Here is an 18,145-nt window from a genome sequence, read left to right on the forward strand (position 1 = left end):
ATTTCCTGAGGGTAGTCAAGTGCTTGCACATTTCAATTTGAAAGGATGTAGAACGAATGCGAATATTGCATACAGCAGATTGGCACCTAGGTCGGTCACTAGAAGGTCGCAGTCGCTTAGCAGAGCAAGCACAATTTATCGATGAGCTTGTTAAGATTGTCGAAGAGGAAAAAGTGGATGCTATTTTAATGGCTGGTGATGCGTTCGATACAGTTAATCCACCAGCCGCAGCGGAGCAACTGTTTTACGATGGACTATCACGATTATCTGATTACGGAAAACGTCCGATCATTGTAATTGCTGGAAATCATGATAATCCTGATCGCCTATCAGCTGCATCGCCATTAGCAGGTAATCATTCAATCCATTTAATCGGATATCCAAGTCACGAGGTTCTAAAAATTGATGTGCCACGTGTGCAACAACAAATGATGGTTGCTGCATTAGCGTATCCATCTGAAGCGAGACTTGAGCAAGTACTTTCAGAAGCACATGATGAAGTGCTGTTAAGAAATAAATATGATGAAAGAATTAGAGAGCTTTTTTCGATTATGAGCAAACAATTCCAGCCAGATACGGTAAATATGGCAATGAGTCACATTCATGTTGCTGGAGGGAGCTCATCTGATTCTGAACGTCCGATCGAGGTTGGTGGAGCGTATACAGTTGCAGCAACAAGTATGCCTGAAGCAGCACAATATGTTGCGTTAGGGCATTTGCATCGTCCCCAAAACATAAACCGAGCGAGTACATTAACGAGATATTCAGGTTCACCGCTTGCCTATAGTTTTTCAGAAATAGGCTATGCGAAGTCAGTAACAATTTTAGATGCTGAACCAAATCAGCCGGTTGTCATGAAGGAAATTCCGTTATCCTCTGGAAAATCGCTTGTGAAATGGAAAGCGAATGAAGGGATAAATCAGGTTCACAGCTGGTTAGAGGAAGGTCGTGATTCTTCGGCATGGATTGATTTAGAAATTCATCTAACTACAACTCTATCGATCGAAGAGATTCATCGTTTGCGAAAATGGCATCCAGGCTTTATTCATATTCGCCCTGTTTTTCAGCAAGAGTTGGAGGTTGCTACGACAAGGCAAGCCAATTTACCGATTGATCAATTATTTTCACAGTTTTATGAAAAGCAAACAGGCGGAGCAAAGCCAGAGCAGGAGTTAGTCAAACTATTCTTAGAGCTAGTCCAACAGGATGATGATCTTGAGGAAGGTGATGAAGAATGAGGCCGTTACAGCTAACTGTTTCTGGGTTGCATAGTTTCAGAGAAAAACAGATTATTAATTTTGATTCGTTATGTGATGGAGGAATCTTCGGGATTTTTGGTCCGACAGGAAGTGGAAAATCTTCCATTTTAGATGCGATGACATTAGCGTTATACGGAAAAGTGGAACGAGCGATGAATAATACGCATGGGATATTAAACCATGCAGAAGATCAGCTTACTGTTTCCTTCACCTTCGAACTTGAGAACGCCTCTGCTAAGAAACAATATACAGTGGAACGTGTATTTAAACGAACAGATGAAATAAGGGTGAAAACTGCGATTTGCCGTTTAATTGAAGCTGGTGAAGAGAAAATTGTCCTTGCCGATAAGGCGGTAGATGTGAATGAACAAGTATATGGATTACTTGGTTTAACAATTGATGATTTTACTCGTGCCGTTGTTCTTCCACAAGGTAAATTTGCTGAGTTCCTGTCATTAAAGGGTGCAGAAAGAAGACAAATGCTTCAACGCTTATTTCATCTAGAGCAATATGGCGATCAGTTAATGAAAAAATTGAAAAAGAGATTAACAACAACGAAAATAAAACGCAATGAGCTAGAAGCAGAGAAGACAGGCTTAGGGGATGCCTCATCCGAAGCAGTGAAAGAGGCTGAAGAACGACTTAAAGCAGCCGAATTGCTTTTGCAAAAACGAAGTACAGAATTAGAAATTGTCATGAAAGACTATGAGGAAAAGCAAGGGATTTGGCAGCTTCAACAGCAAAGGGCTGATATTGAAAAAGAAAAAATAAGAATAGAAGCAGAAGAAGATTCTATTAAAAACTTGCAAGATCAGTTGAAAGAGGCCGAAGAGGCTAAAGAATTACAACCTTATGCAGAGTCTTTACAAGCACTTAAGCAAGAGAAACAAGAGGCTGAAATCAATCTTGCTACAGCAAAAAAACAGTTTCTTGAAATAAAGGAACAGTATGAAACCATCAGTCGTTCCTATGAAGAAATTCGTAAGAACAAAGCAGATCAGGAGCCACGTTTAGTTACTAAACGTGAAAAACTTCTTCATTTGCAAAAAGTAGAAGAAGATATGAAGCATGATCAAAAGCTATTAAGGGAGTTTCAACATAAAAAGAGTGAACTTCAGGAACAACGTGAAATAAGCAATGCTCTATTAAAGAAAGCACAGCATTTTGTTGAAAAGGCTATGGCTAAGCAGCAGGTATTAAAAGAAGAACAAAAAACAAAAACAATTACAGCAAAAGAACGAGAACATGTTCGGGGAGCCCTAGAAGCAAAACATAAAGTCAAGCAATCACAGCAGATCTTAATGGAAACGATGGAACTAGTAAACAACAAACTAACAGCGATCGATCAGGAAAAGCAAAAGCTCAACCTTATTACCGAACAGGTAACCAATAGCAAAACACAGCTTCAAGAGCAATTTGTCAGCTTAAACCAGCTATATTTTCTCGTTTCTGAGAGAGAAAGAGAGCATGCAACATATATTCATTCTGTAAAAGAACAATTTGATGCTTTGTTAGCTAAGGAGGAAAAAGCGAAGAGTCAAAAGCTGGCCCAAGAGCTTGTTAAGCAGTTGAGTGATGGCGAGCCATGTCCAGTATGTGGATCAAGTAGCCACCCAAGTCCTGTTCATCTTGATGAAGTGAATCCTGCTGAAGTTGAAAAACAATCAGATTTGATAAGGGACCAGCTTGATCGTTTACAAAGTCTAAGTCAGGAGAGTCATGCACTAAAGATCAAGCTCGAAAGTTTATCACAACAAGTAGTCTCAGATTTTCCGTTTCTTCGTGAGCTCAAGCAAATAGACGAAACTAATATAGATAGAGTCATAACGATCGGTCAAGAGCTGACTCATGAACAAGGATACAGTAGATTCCATGCTGGGTTTAAAGCGATCGATCAGGATTATTTACAAATAAAAAATACTTTAGATAAGCTAATGAAACAGGTACGCGAGCTACAGCAGGAAGAGATTAGACGGTCTGATTTTATATCATCAGCAACACAGGATGCAAATGAATGGTCCCGCAAACAACAAGCATATCAACAAAAGTATGATCAGGAGTTATCATCTTATTCTGAACGTTTCTCCTCAATGCCTTTAGATAAGCTAGAACAGCTTCAAAAAGAAATAGTAGATAAAGACGAAGCTTTTGAGCAATTAAATGAACGTATTCAAAAAAGTATTTCATTTATTGAAGAGCAAGAAGAGATGGTAAAAGAGCAGGAGAGACAAAATCAAAAACTAACAGAGCAAGAAATAGAATTACTTGCTGAGATAAAAAATCGTGAGCAGCTAATCGCTGAAAAACAAGAAAAACTAAAAGAAGTTGATCAAAATCAACAAATTAGTCAGCAAATTGAAGAAACAGAGACACAATTAAAGCTGTTAATTGAAAGAGAGAATGAGTTGTATCAGTCATGGCAGCAGAAGTCTAATCAACTTCACCAGCTTCAAAGTCAGCTTGTGGCTATTGAAAAGTCATATGATCAAACAAACCTTAAGCTTGCAGAAGCAGAGCAAAAATGGATTACAGCCAGTGAAGAAACTTCCTTTAAGACAATTGAAGAAACGCTCGCTGCTGTATTACCAGCTGATAAAAAACAGCAAATGAAGGCGAAAATAGAGTTCTATACGGATAAAATCAAGCAGCTTTACACAGACTTACATCGTATTGAAGAAAAGCTTTCGGGTAAACAGTTAACATTAGCTGAGTGGGAGCAAATCCAACAAATAAAGGCTGAAATGAAAGACCAGGTTGACGAAGCTGTTGCTAGCAAGGGGGCTGCTAATAATACACTACAAATGCTAGTGGAGAAACATGAGCGTTTCATGGTAATTGAAAATGAACAAAAAGGGCTTGATGACATGCTACAAAAGCTTGAAAAGCTCCAATCTGTATTTAAGGGAAATACCTTTGTTGAATATGTAGCCGAAGAACAGCTTCAGCAAGTAAGCCGTGATGCCTCTGAACGATTAAGGCAGCTAACACGTGGCAGATATGCAATTGAAGTAGACTCTCAAGGTGGATTTATTATGAGAGATGATGCAAATGGAGGCGTTAGAAGGCCTGTATCAACACTTTCTGGTGGGGAAACCTTTTTAACATCACTTGCATTAGCTCTATCATTATCGACGCAAATTCAACTACGAGGTGAATATCCGTTGCAATTCTTCTTCCTTGACGAAGGTTTCGGAACTTTAGATGTAGATCTTCTCGATACGGTTGTGACGGCGCTTGAAAAACTCCAAGCTCAAAACCTATCCGTCGGAGTCATTAGCCATGTTGGAGAACTTCGGGCAAGATTACCAAGAAAGCTCATTGTAGAACCTGCTGAACCATCAGGGAAAGGGTCAACTGTCTATTTAGAATCTTTATAGGTAAGGGTAGAGACCGTGGCGAAAAAAGAAATTGGAACATGTGAATTATGTAGCAGAAAAGAAGTTGAAACAACGATCCATCATTTAACCCCAAAAGAAATGGGTGGCACATTCCTCCCAACAGCAAAGTTGTGCATTCCATGTCATAAGCAAATACATGCAGTTTACACAAATGAAGAACTAGCAGCAAGGTTATCCACGATAGAAGAGTTAAAGCAGAATGAAAAACTAAAAAGCTATGTAAAATGGATTAGAAAACAGGCAGCAAGCAAATTAGTTAAGACGAAAAAATCAAATGAACGAAAGCGAAAAGGTCGTTACTTGTAAGGAAAGGTCTAGCATATGAATGCTAGATCTTTTCTTATTCTGAAGAAAAAGACAATGAGTTAATTGGGGAATTTTAAATACAAAAAGCAGGAGAATATCACTCCTGCTTTCATGTTATTCACTTAATTATTTGCTACCATATTTTGATCTGTAACATCAGGATCAATCATATTTGTTGCACTTATACCGTTGTTAATAATATGAAAATCTCCTGTGCTTCCTCCTCCAGAGCCAGAGGCACTTTTTGACTGGCTTTTTGGAGATAGATAAAAGGAATCTCCGAAGTTGACAACTCCGCCACCTACACTATTAATCTTTATTGGTCCTACGATTGCGGGCATATAAAAACATCCTTTTCGTTTTCGATGGTACTTTACTTTATGCATATATTTTCATGTTTGTTCGTGATCTAACTGAAAAGGAGAAGATAACTTGATAAAGCGGGTTCCTTGCCTTTAGCCTTCTAATCAATCTTTAAAATGACGAATATGTTTTGTACGAGTTTCACACACAATATCTTTTGTTGAGCCGATCTGAAAAACTGCTGAGCTTGAGATGGCGGTAATATTTATTGTGTGTACTGTGATTTTAGGGTTTTTATGGAAAAAATTCGTTGTCACTTGCTCATATAAGATAGGCTGAGGGAATTCTTCTTCAAAAATTTCATATTGGGAAAGGTCGCCTTCTGACCCGTAATACCGCTCTTCTTCCCGTTGAACAGCCAATACTTTAACAGAAGGAGTTATTTCCATAGAATCTCCTATATTAATAACAGAGCTAATTCCAACTGAATTAACATACGCTGTATTTACGTTAGAGTACCGACTAATCATTGTGGAGCCAGTGGCACATAAGCACCAATAATCATTGATTCAGGCGGTGTATCAAATACTGATGAAAGCGAAATTGTGTTTGTATCACCTATTAAAAAAACTGAAGAACTTGAGACACCGACTATTTTAACTGCACCAACCTGCAAATTGTGATTAACAACTGTGAAATTCATATGTGATTCACATCCTTAACGTAAACTAATCTTAAACTCATACAGAGTGCTTTTTTTTCTTTGGCGCTAAACGGGCGCTTGCGCTTTTGTTCTTAGTTAAGAAAGTTTAAGTTTAAAACTTTGTACTTAGTTTTGGTGTCTAGCTCCAGCGCCTAGACCCTCTCAGGTCTACAGCCACTCAGGAATTGAAGACAAAGAACGTCTTCTATTCCTAAGCGTCTTATGCCTGCCTTAGTCTGATCAAGGCGCTTACGCTTTTCTTATTATGAATCTTTTGGTAAATGATTTAAAAAGTGATTAATTGAGTTTTCTACATCTTTTTTAACTTGTATCAGGATTTCTTGTTTTTTATCTAAGAGGGAATCATGTTCTGTTAATGGTTGACCATTAATATAATATTGAATTCGGCTATCGATTTGTTTTCGTATATCCTCAATGATATGTCTACGGTGAGGATCATCTATACGTAGATCATATTGTTTCTCGGCTAGCTCGATAAGGCTGACACAATCCGTATTTAAAAACTGATTTATTTCTTCACTACATTGCTGAAGAAGTTGTTCTCGTAATTGTTGTTGAACCCCGTTTACATTCATCCCTTTTTGCTGAACGTCGAAGTTATCAATTTGCTCAGGGTTCGTCGGATTTAAACCGATATTCAACGTTCCATCAAGATGTTCCACCTTTAGTTGGTCAAACTTATATTCTATTTTTTCAATATTTGTGAATGGTTGATTTTTAATTTGGTCAATCTCTGACCTAATATTTTCTAGCAATTCATTTAATTGTTGAATTCTATTATCCTGATGTTGGATATATTGATGAAGTTGCTGTAAGTATTTCATAGTGTCGTAATACAAACTCATCACCCACCTCTAGTTCTTCGCACAATAGTTGATAATTAATGTATATGCAAGGTACAAGAGATAGGTGAATGCCTATTTATTCCACACAAACTAAGAAGTCACCCCCCTTGCCTTTAGCTTAAGTGGGTCAAGGAAGCGAAGGTGGGTGGAAACTGCCGTAAATATTCGATTTGTCTCGATTTATTAAGCTGTCGGTGACGTCAGAGGAACAACGAATGATCCTTCCTCTTCAGATACTCCTGTAGGCGCTGCTGTCTCAATCTGTGGTGCTGCTTCTGTAAAGCTACCTGTATTATAGAGGTTTGATAGGGGTTTAATGATTCCCGCACTCCCTATTTGTAGGACAGAAGAATTGCTTACAGCATCGACCCGCAAATAATTAATACAAATTGTTTGATTTATATAGAAATTCATCGTCAACACTCCCTATAGATTTCCTGCAATTGGTTGATCGATTACATCATTGTCATACGTATTTGTAACTGAGTTTTGATTGTAAATGTTAAGTCCATCACCGGTGTTAAAGGAGCCAGCACCAGCAAAGGTTTTAACTTCACTATATGGAGAAATAGTAATTACATCTCCAATATGAACAATACTACTTGTTCCTACACTATTTACTTTAATGGCACCTACAATTGCTGGCATTTTGAACATCCCTTTTGTCAAGTTTGGCAAAACACGGTAAAAATTTAATGTGTTTGAACTGATGTTATATACCTTATGAATAATAGAAAAATGTGTGATAAATGCGGAATAATCAGATCACGGTAAGAAGATTCAAATGAGTAGAAGAGCATTCGTAAAGGTTAAGTTAGAAAATATGAATTATCAAGTTGTATTAACTTTATTTTACTTTAAAGTAGCTTCTACCATGGTGAAAAATTAGTTAGTAACTTGTTTTTGTTTTGTTATATCTTTGCTCCATTTAATTTCCTGTAGCAGTAAGATATCAAGTTCTTGACTGCATTCAATTGTTTTATTAGAGTTCAAGCCATACTGCATTGCTGTTTTAATTAATGCTTTTCTTTTTAATTCAATTTCATTAATAACCATTAACTTTCTCCATCTCTATTCAATATTTAAATTTTTTAACGTCCTCGAAGTAATGAAAACCCTTATTTATAGGGACAAGCTTATTATACAATGGATTTTTTAGAAAATATCATATTCGCTAAAATAACAAAAAAAGATACAAAATTCTACAGGAATTACACGAAAACTTTTGCTTAACTAGTAAAAAATATTAGTAAAAAATTCTAAAATTAGGTAAATGGTGTTATTTGTAACTTGTTATTAACTTAACGGATTAGTTGTTAGATCTTAAAAACTGGGCTCTGTTAAAGCTCACTAGTGATTTTGGAACCTTGTTGATTGGAGCGGAAGGCGTGAGACTGCCACGGAAAGCGAACGCCAAAGCGTAAATCAACAATCAAGTTTAACAGAGCCAAAAACTAAAAGCTAACACATTATATGAAGCTTTTGATTTACTATATAATATTCTTAGCAAGTAAATAAGGAGGAACATAGAAGATTGATGCCTATATCCACCTTGACCAATATAATCATGTTTTACTAAAGGAAATAAGCGAGTGCTTATCGAATATTCTTACTATCCCTAATGATCAGCTAAATGCAAAATTAACCAGTAATTGAAATAATCTTTATAATGGAGGCTTTTTATGAAATTTGTAACAGCTACAATACATAATGACCAGTTTATTGGCCTTGTACACGGTGATAAAATCATTGATTTGAAAAAAGCAGAGAAAGACATTTTTGAGTTAACATCCTTTCCGAAGTCCCTTTTTGATTGTATCCCCTTAGGTGATAAGTTTGTTCAGGATGTTAAGCAGATTGTTGATAAAATAAATGTTGAAGAGGGATCAGAAAGCTATCTATACCAAATAACCGATGTGAAACTACATTCACCTATCCCGAGACCAACTAAAAATATCTTTTGTGTAGGAAAAAACTATCGTGACCATGCAATTGAAATGGGAAGCGAGTCAGATGTACCAGAACACGTCATGCTATTCTCTAAAGCCCCGACTGCGGTTATAGGACATGAGGATAAAATTGATCCGCATTTACATCTTACAAAAGAGCTTGATTATGAAGGTGAGCTTGCAGTTGTGATTGGAAAAAAGGGTAAACAAATAACCGAAGAAGCTGCAATGGATTACGTATTTGGCTACACAATTGTTAATGATATTACAGCTAGAAATCTCCAAAATCAGCACAAGCAATTTTTACTAGGGAAAAGCTTAGATACTTCATGTCCAATTGGTCCTTATATCGTTCATAAATCTGCAATCGAAGACCCTTATGATTTAACTGTTACAACTAGAGTCAATGATGAAGTAAGACAAAATGGACATACAAAGGATATGATTTTTTCAATCGAACATATCATTTCAACACTATCCCAAGGAACAACTCTAGAACCTGGCGATATTATTGCAACTGGTACTCCTGCAGGGGTTGGGAAAGGATTTAATCCGCCTAAGTTTTTGAAACCAGGTGATACAGTTGAGGTTGAGATTGAAGGGATTGGGAAGTTAAGGAATCGAATAATGTAGAGGTCGTTTATTGGAAGAAGCTATATTGATGGCTTCTTTTTTTTGAATCTTTTCACAATAAATGGTATTTTTCAAGCTTAAATATTACTAGTTATATCCGCTTCACTTCTGTAAGAAAATAGTACAAGAATAATTGCCTAATGAATTAAAACCCTTATAAGATAGAGAAAATTCTGACTGTGTCTTTTGGTCTATATGTAAAGAAAATAGATAAGTGAAATAAACTTTTTTTAAATACTGATTTTATAGCTTCTCAATTAGGATGGAATAGTGCACTTTCGTATGTAATATATAAAACAAGTATGTACTTTCTAAATAAAAACACACTAGTTAAGAAATATAATGAAATAGTAAAATCCACATAAAAAACAATTAAATTTATTATTCTTAAAAAATAGGAATAATTGCTTGTTTTTCAAATTTCGGCAAAAGTTTTTACAAAATATTACTCATTTATGTTAATTTTGTAAGTGACAAAGAGAAAAAAATCAGAAAATTAAACAATTAATTCATTTCCAACACAATTTTGTAGGAAAATTACCTCATGAAGTTTGTCATCAATCATTGTGTCACACTTAAGACATACCTCCTTGAATGATTAATATAGGTCACTACCATTGTTAACTTAGTTTAATCGTTTATCAATGCATCAGAAAAACCATCATCAAGAGTACATACATTTTTCTATATCCATACACATTCAGTTTAATAAGGACGAAAAACCCTCAACTATTATAAAAAAATGATTATAAAACAGTAATATTTTAAGGTTTTATAACCAAGTATACACATGTGAATAGTTTATTTAATTATGTTTAATAAGTCATAAAGTAAACAACTAAAGGAGGTGTTGCTTGCCATTATTCGATTATTTAGTGCGTTAACGGACAAAACAAATCTATTAAATCGGAGGTAATTCAATGAATTGTAAAACATTACGTATTCACCGACTTTTCCATCCTAGTTCAAAGCGATCACTATTACTTCCAATAGATCATGGAACAACGATGGGACCGTTAACTGGTCTACTTAACATTCCTGATTTGATTAGACAAGCTAAGGATAGTGGGTATCAAGCAGTCATTGCCCATAAAGGCATCATTCATTGGGCGATGTCCGAAAATCAAGATTTATCTGGTATGGACTATATTTTACATTTGAGTGCATCAACATCAATGGGACCTGACACTGCATTTAAGCAACAGGTTACTAGTGTAGAGCACGCTTTGCGATTAGGAGTAACAGGAATTTCTGTTCATACTAATCTTGGTGTTTTACATGAGCCTGAAATGTTAAAAGAATTAGGAGAATTATGTGATCAAGCTTATCATTGGGGACTACCATTATTAGTCATGATGAATGTAACAAAAGCTGAACGCACAACCAACTTATTAGACCATGGGAAACGAATTGCTCATGCAGTTAGAGTGGCAGGGGAGTTAGGTGCTGACATGGTTAAAGTAGAGTGCCCTGACCATCTAGAAGTGCTACCTGAAATAATGTCTGCCTTTAAGATTCCTGTGTTAATTGCAGGAGGGATTAAATCAAGTTCAAAATTAGATTGGCTTCAATCTCTTGATGATTGTTTAGAGGCTGGTGCAAAAGGCTTATGTATTGGTAGAAATGTATTTGAAGATGAAAATCCACTAGCGATGGGACTAGCACTAAATGCACTAGTTCATGAGCGTCAATCAGGCAGTGAAGCATATGAAATATACAGGGGACATCAAGTTTTACCGCTTTTTAATTAAAATTAATAAACAGGGGTGAATAGGAATATGGAAATGACGAAATTCAAGATAAGACCAAGAAAAATGACGACTCTTGTTGAGGGACATCAATCACATTTAGAGGAACTTATTCCTTTTTTCGAACAATTGGATAATCAACAGCAAACAATCGAGACTTTGCCGCGTGAGGTAATTGATTCATTTCATGTAAAAGCAATTAATTTAACGCTGAACCATGCTTGGAACAAGAATGACTTTTATAGAGAAAAAATGCAGCAAGCTGGAATGGTTACTCCTCATATAAATGATTTATCAGAATTAGCAAATGTACCTTTTTTAAAGAAGGCGGAAATTGCAGGTGACCGGACGAAGCTACTTTGCTGTCCCACTAGTGAGATTGGACAAGTCCACTCGACTTCAGGGACGACAGGGAAACCGATGTACTTATCCTATACTTTAGCAGATCAATTTAAATATGATGTGATACCGAAGTATCCTGTCTTATTTCCAGATAGTGATGAAGATGTTGTAGCTGTTGCTTTGCCATATGAGGTGGCCCAGCCAGGATTAGGATTTCAGCGCGTCTATCAATTTGTATTTGGAGCGACGGTTATATCGATTGGAAAAGGTGGCTACATGGCCCCAGTAGAAAAATCTTTAGAACTAATGAAAGAATATCAAACGACTATTTTAGCAACAACACCATCATATGCGGCCTTACTTGCAGAAGAGAGTGAAAAATTAGGTTATAAATTAGGACAGGATATAAAATTGCGTCGTTTGATTTTAACAGGCGAAGGGTGTTCCCCACAATTTAGAACTCGTCTTGAAGAGCTTTATGGTTGCCAAGCCACCTTCTTCTATGGTTCTACAGAATGCGGGATGATTGGTGTCGAGTGCTCAGAACAACATGGTTACCATGTAGTACCTGGTCATGTGAAAGTAGAAATCATTAATCCACTGACAGAAGACGTTTTAGAATATGGTGAAATTGGTGAGATTGTTGTTACCACACTTATGAGAGAAGGAATGCCGATCATTCGTTACAGAACAGGCGATATGGGCTACCTAATGAAATCCTCGTGTGGAAATGAGATAACTTCAGATATTCTCCATTTACGCGGTAGAAAAGAAAATCAAATTCGCCTTTATGGTGAGGACTATTCACCATTTTTATTAGAAAATATTCTGTTAGAAATACCTGAAGTAGGCATGTGGTTCAAGTTCATCGTATCCAATGAAGAGTTAACAGTTGAAGTTGAACCGTTCAAAACTGAACTTACAGATGAACAATTAATAGATAAAGTGACTTCACATCTTTACAACACTCTTGAATTTAATTGCAAGGTTATCATCAATCATCATATCGAGCGTACGTTTGAAAAAGCAAAAAGAGTCTTTTTTGAATAAATAAAAATCATATTTTAATATCAATTTTTTAGAAACAGGTGAATATTCATATGATCATTGATTCTCATGCACATATTTCAAAGCGAACAGCTGCAAAACCAGAAATACTAATCCAAGATATGGATCTTGCCGGTATAGACAAAGCTGTCCTAGTACCAGGTGGTATGCTCGATATTCGGAAGATGTCAGAATATACAACCTTGAGAGAGAGACCTGAGCCAGTTCAACCAGATAACGAATATGTGGAACACTGTGTTGCCTTATACCCAGAAAGATTTATTGGATTTTATTGTATAAATCCATTGCCAGATGCTCGTGATATCGAAAGCGAAGTGAAACTCGCTATTCAAAAGGGGTTTAAAGGAATAAAACTTGCACCTCTTGTCCACCCAATGTCATTCCTAGAGGGCAATGTCAATTGGATCGCTGAATTATGTAGTACTTATGATATTCCTTTATACACGCATGTCACTGTCAATGAAGAGACTAACACATTTGCACTAGAATCATTAGTTGCAAAACATCCTAACACGACGATCATAATCGGTCATATGGGGATAGGGGATGTTGATCAACACGCAATTAATTTGGCAAGTGAGTTTCCGAATGTTTACTTAGAAACATCTTTAGCACCAATCCTCGCGCTTAAATTGGCGATCAAACAGGCAGGGGTAAAAAAACTATTGTTTGGGACTGAGTTTCCACTTTCAGATGCAATAGTTGAACGTGAAAAGATTAATCGCCTTTCACTTTCTGACGAAGAGAAACAAATGATTTTAGGTGGGAACTTTGCAAGACTTTTAACATTAACTATACCAATTGAACAAAGGACGTGACGGATATGAATATTAAGAAGGCCTTATTTGATGCAAGAAATATAACTGAAGAACAGATAGAATCGACTCTATTGACTGTAAACCAAAGTATTTCTTTCCGTGGGATCCTATTAACATATGACCAGGTTGAACATTTACCTATTTCACCTCGTTTGGAAAAACATATCGTTGTTGACAATATGGACCAATGTAGAATGTTTGGCTCTGAGGAAGCATTAACGACAATTGTTTCAACCAACTTGAGAGTGCTCCAGCTTGCAAGAGAAGAGGGGTACAAAACGTGTTGGTATATTCGAGTAATCGACCAAGAAACAATGCTTGAAGCTGTTGAGTATGGAATGGAAAACCCGATTTTGATTGTAGATTTTAAAGATGAAACAAATATTCCGTTAGAACTAGTCATTGCGAAACTACAAAACTATGAAATTGAGATTATTAAGCGTGTTGTGAGTACGGAGGATGGAAGGGTATCTTCAGATGTAATGGAAGTGGGAGCAGATGGAATCCTGCTTACCACAACGAACATGGAGGAAATTTTGGATATGAATAAATTCATGCAGCAATCGCGCAATACTCAGTTAGATATTGTGAGCGCAACAGTAACCAAAGTAGAGCATTTGGATGCCGGTGAACGAGCATGTATTGATACTACAAGTTTATTAACAAAGGAAGAAGCAATGATAATTGGGTCGACCTCATCAGGCGGCTTAATGGTATGTAGTGAAACACATTACCTTCCTTATATGAATACTCGTCCATTCCGTGTCAATGCTGGTGCTGTCCATTCCTATGTGTGGTGTCCGAATGATACAACAGAATATATAACTGATTTACGAGTAGGAAACCAAGTCACAGTCGTTGACCTAAATGGTAATTGCCGGTCGGTTAATGTGGGACGAATGAAAATAGAGGTTAGACCACTGTTACTTATCGAATGTGAATACGAAGGCATGAAAATAAACGCAATTGTTCAGGATGACTGGCATATTAGAATATTTGATGGTGATGGAAATCCAAAAAGTGCTACAACCTTTAAACCGGGAGACAAAATTATGGCTTATATGTGTGAGCCTGGTCGACACATGGGCGTTAAGATTTTAGAAACAATAACGGAACAGTAAACAATATGCCAAGGAGGTTGTGATCGTGACAGAACTTTCTAAAGTAAGGGAACAAAAATTTGCACGTTTGCTTGAGTCAAAGAATCAGTCCCTTTTTTATAGAAACAAACTTGAAACTTACAATCTAAACAATGTATCCCTTTATGATCTACCTTCACTTCCATTAACGACAAAAGAGGATTTAAGATTAGCAGAACCCTATGATTTAGTAGGTGTGGCGGTATCAAAAATCGCTCATTATCATGAATCATCAGGCACAACTGGAATAAGTAGTTCATCCTGGTTTACACTTGAAGATTTACAGACAGCTGGAAATCAGTTGAATCAAATGGGGGTAAACCTTAGTAATGAAGATTTGGTATTAATTCGATTTCCCTTTGCTTTATCCTGTACAGCATTTTTAATGCAACAGGCATGTATGCAAGCTTCTGCAGGAATGGTTCCAGCAAGTAGCCGTACTACAATCACACCATATGTAAAAGTGTTAGAGCTCATGCAAAAACTAAATGTTTCAGTATTTGCGGGTTTGGCAAGAGAATTGGAATATTTAATAGAAACAGCGAAAATGATGGGATTGAGTATGCAGGAGGCTTTTCCGAATTTAAGAGCCGCTTGTGTAGCAGGAGAGTTACTTGGAGATCATAGGAAGAAATATTTAGAAAGTAAACTAGGGGTGCCTGTGTACGGATTTTATGGATCTACCGAAACAGCAAATATTGCTTCAATGTGTGAATATGGAAACATGCACATTTCGGAAGAAGATTTCGTGATCGAAGTGCTTAATGAACAGACGAAGCAGCCAGAAAAGATAGGTGAAAAAGGTCTACTAGCTGTAACAACATTATCACATCAAGGGTCACCTATGCTCAGGTATGTAAATGAGGATATCGTAACAGTAAAAGAAACGAAGTGTCGATGTGGACATAGTGGAAGGCAAATCATTGTCCATGGTCGTGCAAAAGAGAGAATTGTAAATTCTAAAGGAACTATTTTAGAAGGTTTAGATATTCACGAAGCTATTTATCGTTTACCAAAAGTCCCATTGATTTGGAAGATTGTTGAATCAGATGAATATTTAACTGCAATCGTTGATTTTGGAGACGACTCTTTATCAGTAACAGAGATACGTAACATGGAGCAACATTTAACAGAATTTTTAGATCTACCTGTAATCGTAAGGTTGGCTAATAAAGGTGAATTAATAAACCGACAATTATTTACTGAAAATACAATTAGCCTAAAACCAGTATACATAAAACTGCAGGAAAAAAATTCGAAAGTTGAGCTATCTCTATGAGTATGATTACATGTGAAAAAGTAAATAAACGCTATGGTGAACGTCATGTTGTGAAGGATTTGAATTTAATCATAGAAAAAGGAGAGGTATTTGGATTATTAGGTCCAAATGGTGCAGGAAAAACAACTTCAATCTCTATGATGACATCACAATCTCTTCCAAGTGATGGAAATATTATAGTTAATGATCTTAATGCTCAACAGAAACAAAAACAAGTCAAAAAAATAGTTGGAATCGTTCCTCAAGATATTGCTCTTTATCCGATGCTAAGTGCCATTGATAATTTAAAGTTCTTTGGAGAGTTATATGGCATAAAAGGGAAGCCACTTAAAGAAAAGGTATCTGAATTACTAGAGTTAGTTGGTCTGACAGATCGTGCTAAGGAACCGATAAAAAATTACTCTGGTGGGATGAAACGTAGAATTAATATCGCAGCTGCATTAATTCATAATCCTTTGGTCGTATTTATGGATGAACCAACTGTCGGAATTGATCCACAGTCCCGAAATCAAATATTTGATTTGATTAGGTTATTAAAAAGTCAAGGTATTACAGTTGTCTACACTACTCATTATATGGAAGAAGCAACAGTGTTATGTGACCGGGTAGCGATCGTTGATGGTGGTCAAATCATTGCTTTGGGAACTGTAGAAGAGTTAGTGGCTCAAGTTTATGGAGGCGTAATAGAGCTCACTTGTGAAAATGATGAAGAAGCTATTGGTTTATCAGAAAACTTAAGTGATATCTCATTTGTGAAAAATGTTCGGATATCGGAAAAAAGGCTCGAATTAGTTGTTGAGGATATTAATCAAAACGTTGCAGTGTTACTTGAAAAGTTGAATCGTAAAGAGAGTAGTGCACGCGTTACAAATATTATGCATCCCTCTTTAGAGACATTATTTTTATATAAGACTGGGAAAAAATTAAGAGATTCATAGAAGTCATTTAGCTGAAAAAGGAGAATTTTACTATGCAATGGTGGGCAATTGCTAAAAAAGATTTAAGGATCATGTTAAAAGATCCTGGAGCAATCGTTGTTTTGTTCATGCTTCCATTAATGCTCATGACCATTATGAGTTTTGCTTTAATGCCAGTATTTCAAGGAGGAGAGGGTGAAGAAATCACTCTTCCTATTGTAAATCTAGATCAAACGAACGATTCTGACAAATTAATTGAATTATTGGATGCTACCGAAGGTGTAAAGTTAACTTTTGCTAAAGAAGATGGTACCGAATATACCGAGGGAAATGCGAAACAAGCAGTAAAGGATGGAGAATTTCCTTTTGCATTAATTATTCCAGAGGGTTTTGGTAGTAAGATTAAAAACGGTGAAAAACTAGAGTTAGTATCGTATGAAGACCCAGCACAAGCCAATATCACCTCAATTATCGGAAGAGCGATAGAAGGGGTAGCACAAGCATTTGAGGTAGAGTATATCGTTAGTCGAATGGTTGATAATCAGGTTGCAGACATCAATCAAATGGTTACTGATGAAATTGAGCAAGTAGAACTTGCGTATCAGGATCAAATTGAAGCATTGACAACTCAATTAAATCAATTGACAAACAATGCAGCTGTACCAGCTTCAGTGGAGGTAGACTCACAAGAAGAAACGGCGCCAGACCTTACTGGAATGAAGGAAGATTTAGTAAATACTGCGAGCGAATCTCTTAGTAACCCAAGTATTACTATAGGAACCTACTCCGCTACAGAGGGTGAGGTAATCGAACGACCCGATGCCTTTCAGCAAAATGTACCGGGTTATACGGTCATGTATGCGTTTTTCATTATTATGTATGCGGGTCGCTCATTTTTAAATGAAAGAAATGACGGTACGTTTAGAAGAATTTTAGCGGCACCAGTTGATCGTTGGCAATTATTTATGGGGAAAATGATTCCAAATTATTTAATCGGTATTGTTCAAGTAGTCGTTCTCTTTGCTTTCGGACATTTTGTCTTTGATATGTCACTTGGTTCATCCTTTACTGGTTTAATCGTTGTGACACTTTCGCTTGTATGGGCAAGCTCTTGCTTAGGTATGTTAATTGCTGCCGTTTTTAAGACAGATTCGCAAATATCAGGATGGTCTGTTTTGCTCGCCTTAACATTGGCTGCATTAGGTGGAACGATGGTCCCTTTATTCATCATGCCAGATATCATGCAAAATATCGCATTAATTACACCACATGCATGGGCTCTAACAGGATATCAGGATATTTTAGTAAGAGGACTTGGATTCGAACACGTTCTTGTTAACTCAATTGTGTTACTTGGCTTTGGCATATGCTTCCTGCTTATTTCTTTATGGAAAATGAACTATGTTAAGTGAATAGA

Annotated in this window: 18 protein-coding genes; 11 read left to right on the forward strand and 7 right to left on the reverse strand. The window is 36.6% G+C overall.

Features of this window, described 5'->3' with window-relative positions; genetic code table 11:
* Positions 1–56 precede the first annotated feature (56 nt).
* From HUW50_RS13255 to HUW50_RS13265, 3 genes are read left to right on the forward strand one after another with little or no spacing between them, the layout of a single operon-like run.
* Positions 57–1,238 carry an exonuclease SbcCD subunit D gene (locus tag HUW50_RS13255; protein ID WP_066336528.1) on the forward strand — a complete coding sequence of 394 codons (1,182 nt, stop codon included), beginning with the start codon at positions 57–59 and terminating at the stop codon, positions 1,236–1,238.
* Positions 1,235–4,636, forward strand: a complete 3,402-nt coding sequence (locus HUW50_RS13260; RefSeq protein WP_066336524.1) for an AAA family ATPase — start codon at positions 1,235–1,237, stop codon at positions 4,634–4,636. The genes HUW50_RS13255 and HUW50_RS13260 overlap by 4 nt, the downstream gene beginning before the upstream one ends.
* A 15-nt stretch (positions 4,637–4,651) precedes the next feature.
* A complete protein-coding gene (locus tag HUW50_RS13265; protein ID WP_185653994.1) occupies positions 4,652–4,963 on the forward strand; it encodes an HNH endonuclease in 312 nt (103 codons plus the stop codon).
* Between the two features lie 122 nt (positions 4,964–5,085).
* On the opposite strand, the gene HUW50_RS13270 is transcribed toward HUW50_RS13265, so the two are convergent.
* From HUW50_RS13270 to HUW50_RS13300, 7 genes are all read right to left on the reverse strand, one after another.
* Positions 5,086–5,304, reverse strand: a complete 219-nt coding sequence (locus HUW50_RS13270) for a spore germination protein (protein ID WP_066336516.1) — start codon at positions 5,302–5,304, stop codon at positions 5,086–5,088.
* A gap of 126 nt (positions 5,305–5,430) precedes the next feature.
* A complete protein-coding gene (locus HUW50_RS13275) occupies positions 5,431–5,796 on the reverse strand; it encodes a spore germination protein GerPE (protein ID WP_066336514.1) in 366 nt (121 codons plus the stop codon).
* The gene (locus HUW50_RS13280) at positions 5,793–5,969 is read right to left on the reverse strand and encodes a spore gernimation protein GerPD (RefSeq protein WP_066336512.1); all 177 of its coding nucleotides are present in this window, start codon (positions 5,967–5,969) and stop codon (positions 5,793–5,795) included. Before HUW50_RS13280 ends, HUW50_RS13275 begins: the two co-directional genes overlap by 4 nt.
* A 263-nt stretch (positions 5,970–6,232) precedes the next feature.
* Complete coding sequence (gene gerPC, locus HUW50_RS13285; protein WP_185653995.1) at positions 6,233–6,829, reverse strand: spore germination protein GerPC; 597 nt, start codon at positions 6,827–6,829, stop codon at positions 6,233–6,235.
* A 189-nt stretch (positions 6,830–7,018) separates the two neighbouring features.
* Complete coding sequence (locus HUW50_RS13290) at positions 7,019–7,249, reverse strand: spore germination protein GerPB (protein WP_066336507.1); 231 nt, start codon at positions 7,247–7,249, stop codon at positions 7,019–7,021.
* Positions 7,250–7,261: 12 nt separating this feature from the next.
* Positions 7,262–7,483, reverse strand: a complete 222-nt coding sequence (locus tag HUW50_RS13295; protein ID WP_066336505.1) for a spore germination protein — start codon at positions 7,481–7,483, stop codon at positions 7,262–7,264.
* Between the two features lie 237 nt (positions 7,484–7,720).
* Entirely contained in the window at positions 7,721–7,891 is a 171-nt protein-coding gene (locus tag HUW50_RS13300) for an aspartyl-phosphate phosphatase Spo0E family protein (protein WP_083964717.1), read from the reverse strand.
* Between the two features lie 626 nt (positions 7,892–8,517).
* Here HUW50_RS13300 and HUW50_RS13305 point away from each other — a divergent pair.
* The 8 genes from HUW50_RS13305 to HUW50_RS13340 all read left to right on the forward strand — a co-directional run bounded on the left by HUW50_RS13305 (position 8,518) and on the right by HUW50_RS13340 (position 18,140).
* Entirely contained in the window at positions 8,518–9,417 is a 900-nt protein-coding gene (locus HUW50_RS13305; protein ID WP_066336503.1) for a fumarylacetoacetate hydrolase family protein, read from the forward strand.
* A 920-nt stretch (positions 9,418–10,337) separates the two neighbouring features.
* On the forward strand, positions 10,338–11,168 hold the full coding sequence (locus HUW50_RS13310; RefSeq protein WP_066336500.1) for a class I fructose-bisphosphate aldolase: 831 nt from the start codon (positions 10,338–10,340) through the stop codon (positions 11,166–11,168).
* A gap of 27 nt (positions 11,169–11,195) precedes the next feature.
* Complete coding sequence (locus HUW50_RS13315) at positions 11,196–12,557, forward strand: phenylacetate--CoA ligase family protein (RefSeq protein ID WP_232329064.1); 1,362 nt, start codon at positions 11,196–11,198, stop codon at positions 12,555–12,557.
* A gap of 50 nt (positions 12,558–12,607) precedes the next feature.
* On the forward strand, positions 12,608–13,393 hold the full coding sequence (locus tag HUW50_RS13320) for an amidohydrolase family protein (RefSeq protein ID WP_066336498.1): 786 nt from the start codon (positions 12,608–12,610) through the stop codon (positions 13,391–13,393).
* A gap of 5 nt (positions 13,394–13,398) precedes the next feature.
* A complete protein-coding gene (locus HUW50_RS13325; protein ID WP_185653996.1) occupies positions 13,399–14,514 on the forward strand; it encodes a 3-dehydroquinate synthase II domain-containing protein in 1,116 nt (371 codons plus the stop codon).
* Positions 14,515–14,539: 25 nt separating this feature from the next.
* A complete protein-coding gene (locus HUW50_RS13330; RefSeq protein WP_185653997.1) occupies positions 14,540–15,811 on the forward strand; it encodes a phenylacetate--CoA ligase family protein in 1,272 nt (423 codons plus the stop codon).
* Positions 15,808–16,749, forward strand: a complete 942-nt coding sequence (locus HUW50_RS13335; RefSeq protein ID WP_066336492.1) for an ABC transporter ATP-binding protein — start codon at positions 15,808–15,810, stop codon at positions 16,747–16,749. Before HUW50_RS13330 ends, HUW50_RS13335 begins: the two co-directional genes overlap by 4 nt.
* A 32-nt stretch (positions 16,750–16,781) precedes the next feature.
* The gene (locus tag HUW50_RS13340; protein ID WP_185653998.1) at positions 16,782–18,140 is read left to right on the forward strand and encodes an ABC transporter permease; all 1,359 of its coding nucleotides are present in this window, start codon (positions 16,782–16,784) and stop codon (positions 18,138–18,140) included.
* Positions 18,141–18,145 lie beyond the last annotated feature (5 nt).

The organism is Metabacillus sp. KUDC1714 (assembly GCF_014217835.1).
In the GTDB taxonomy this organism is placed as follows: Bacteria; Bacillota; Bacilli; order Bacillales; family Bacillaceae; genus Metabacillus; species Metabacillus rhizosphaerae.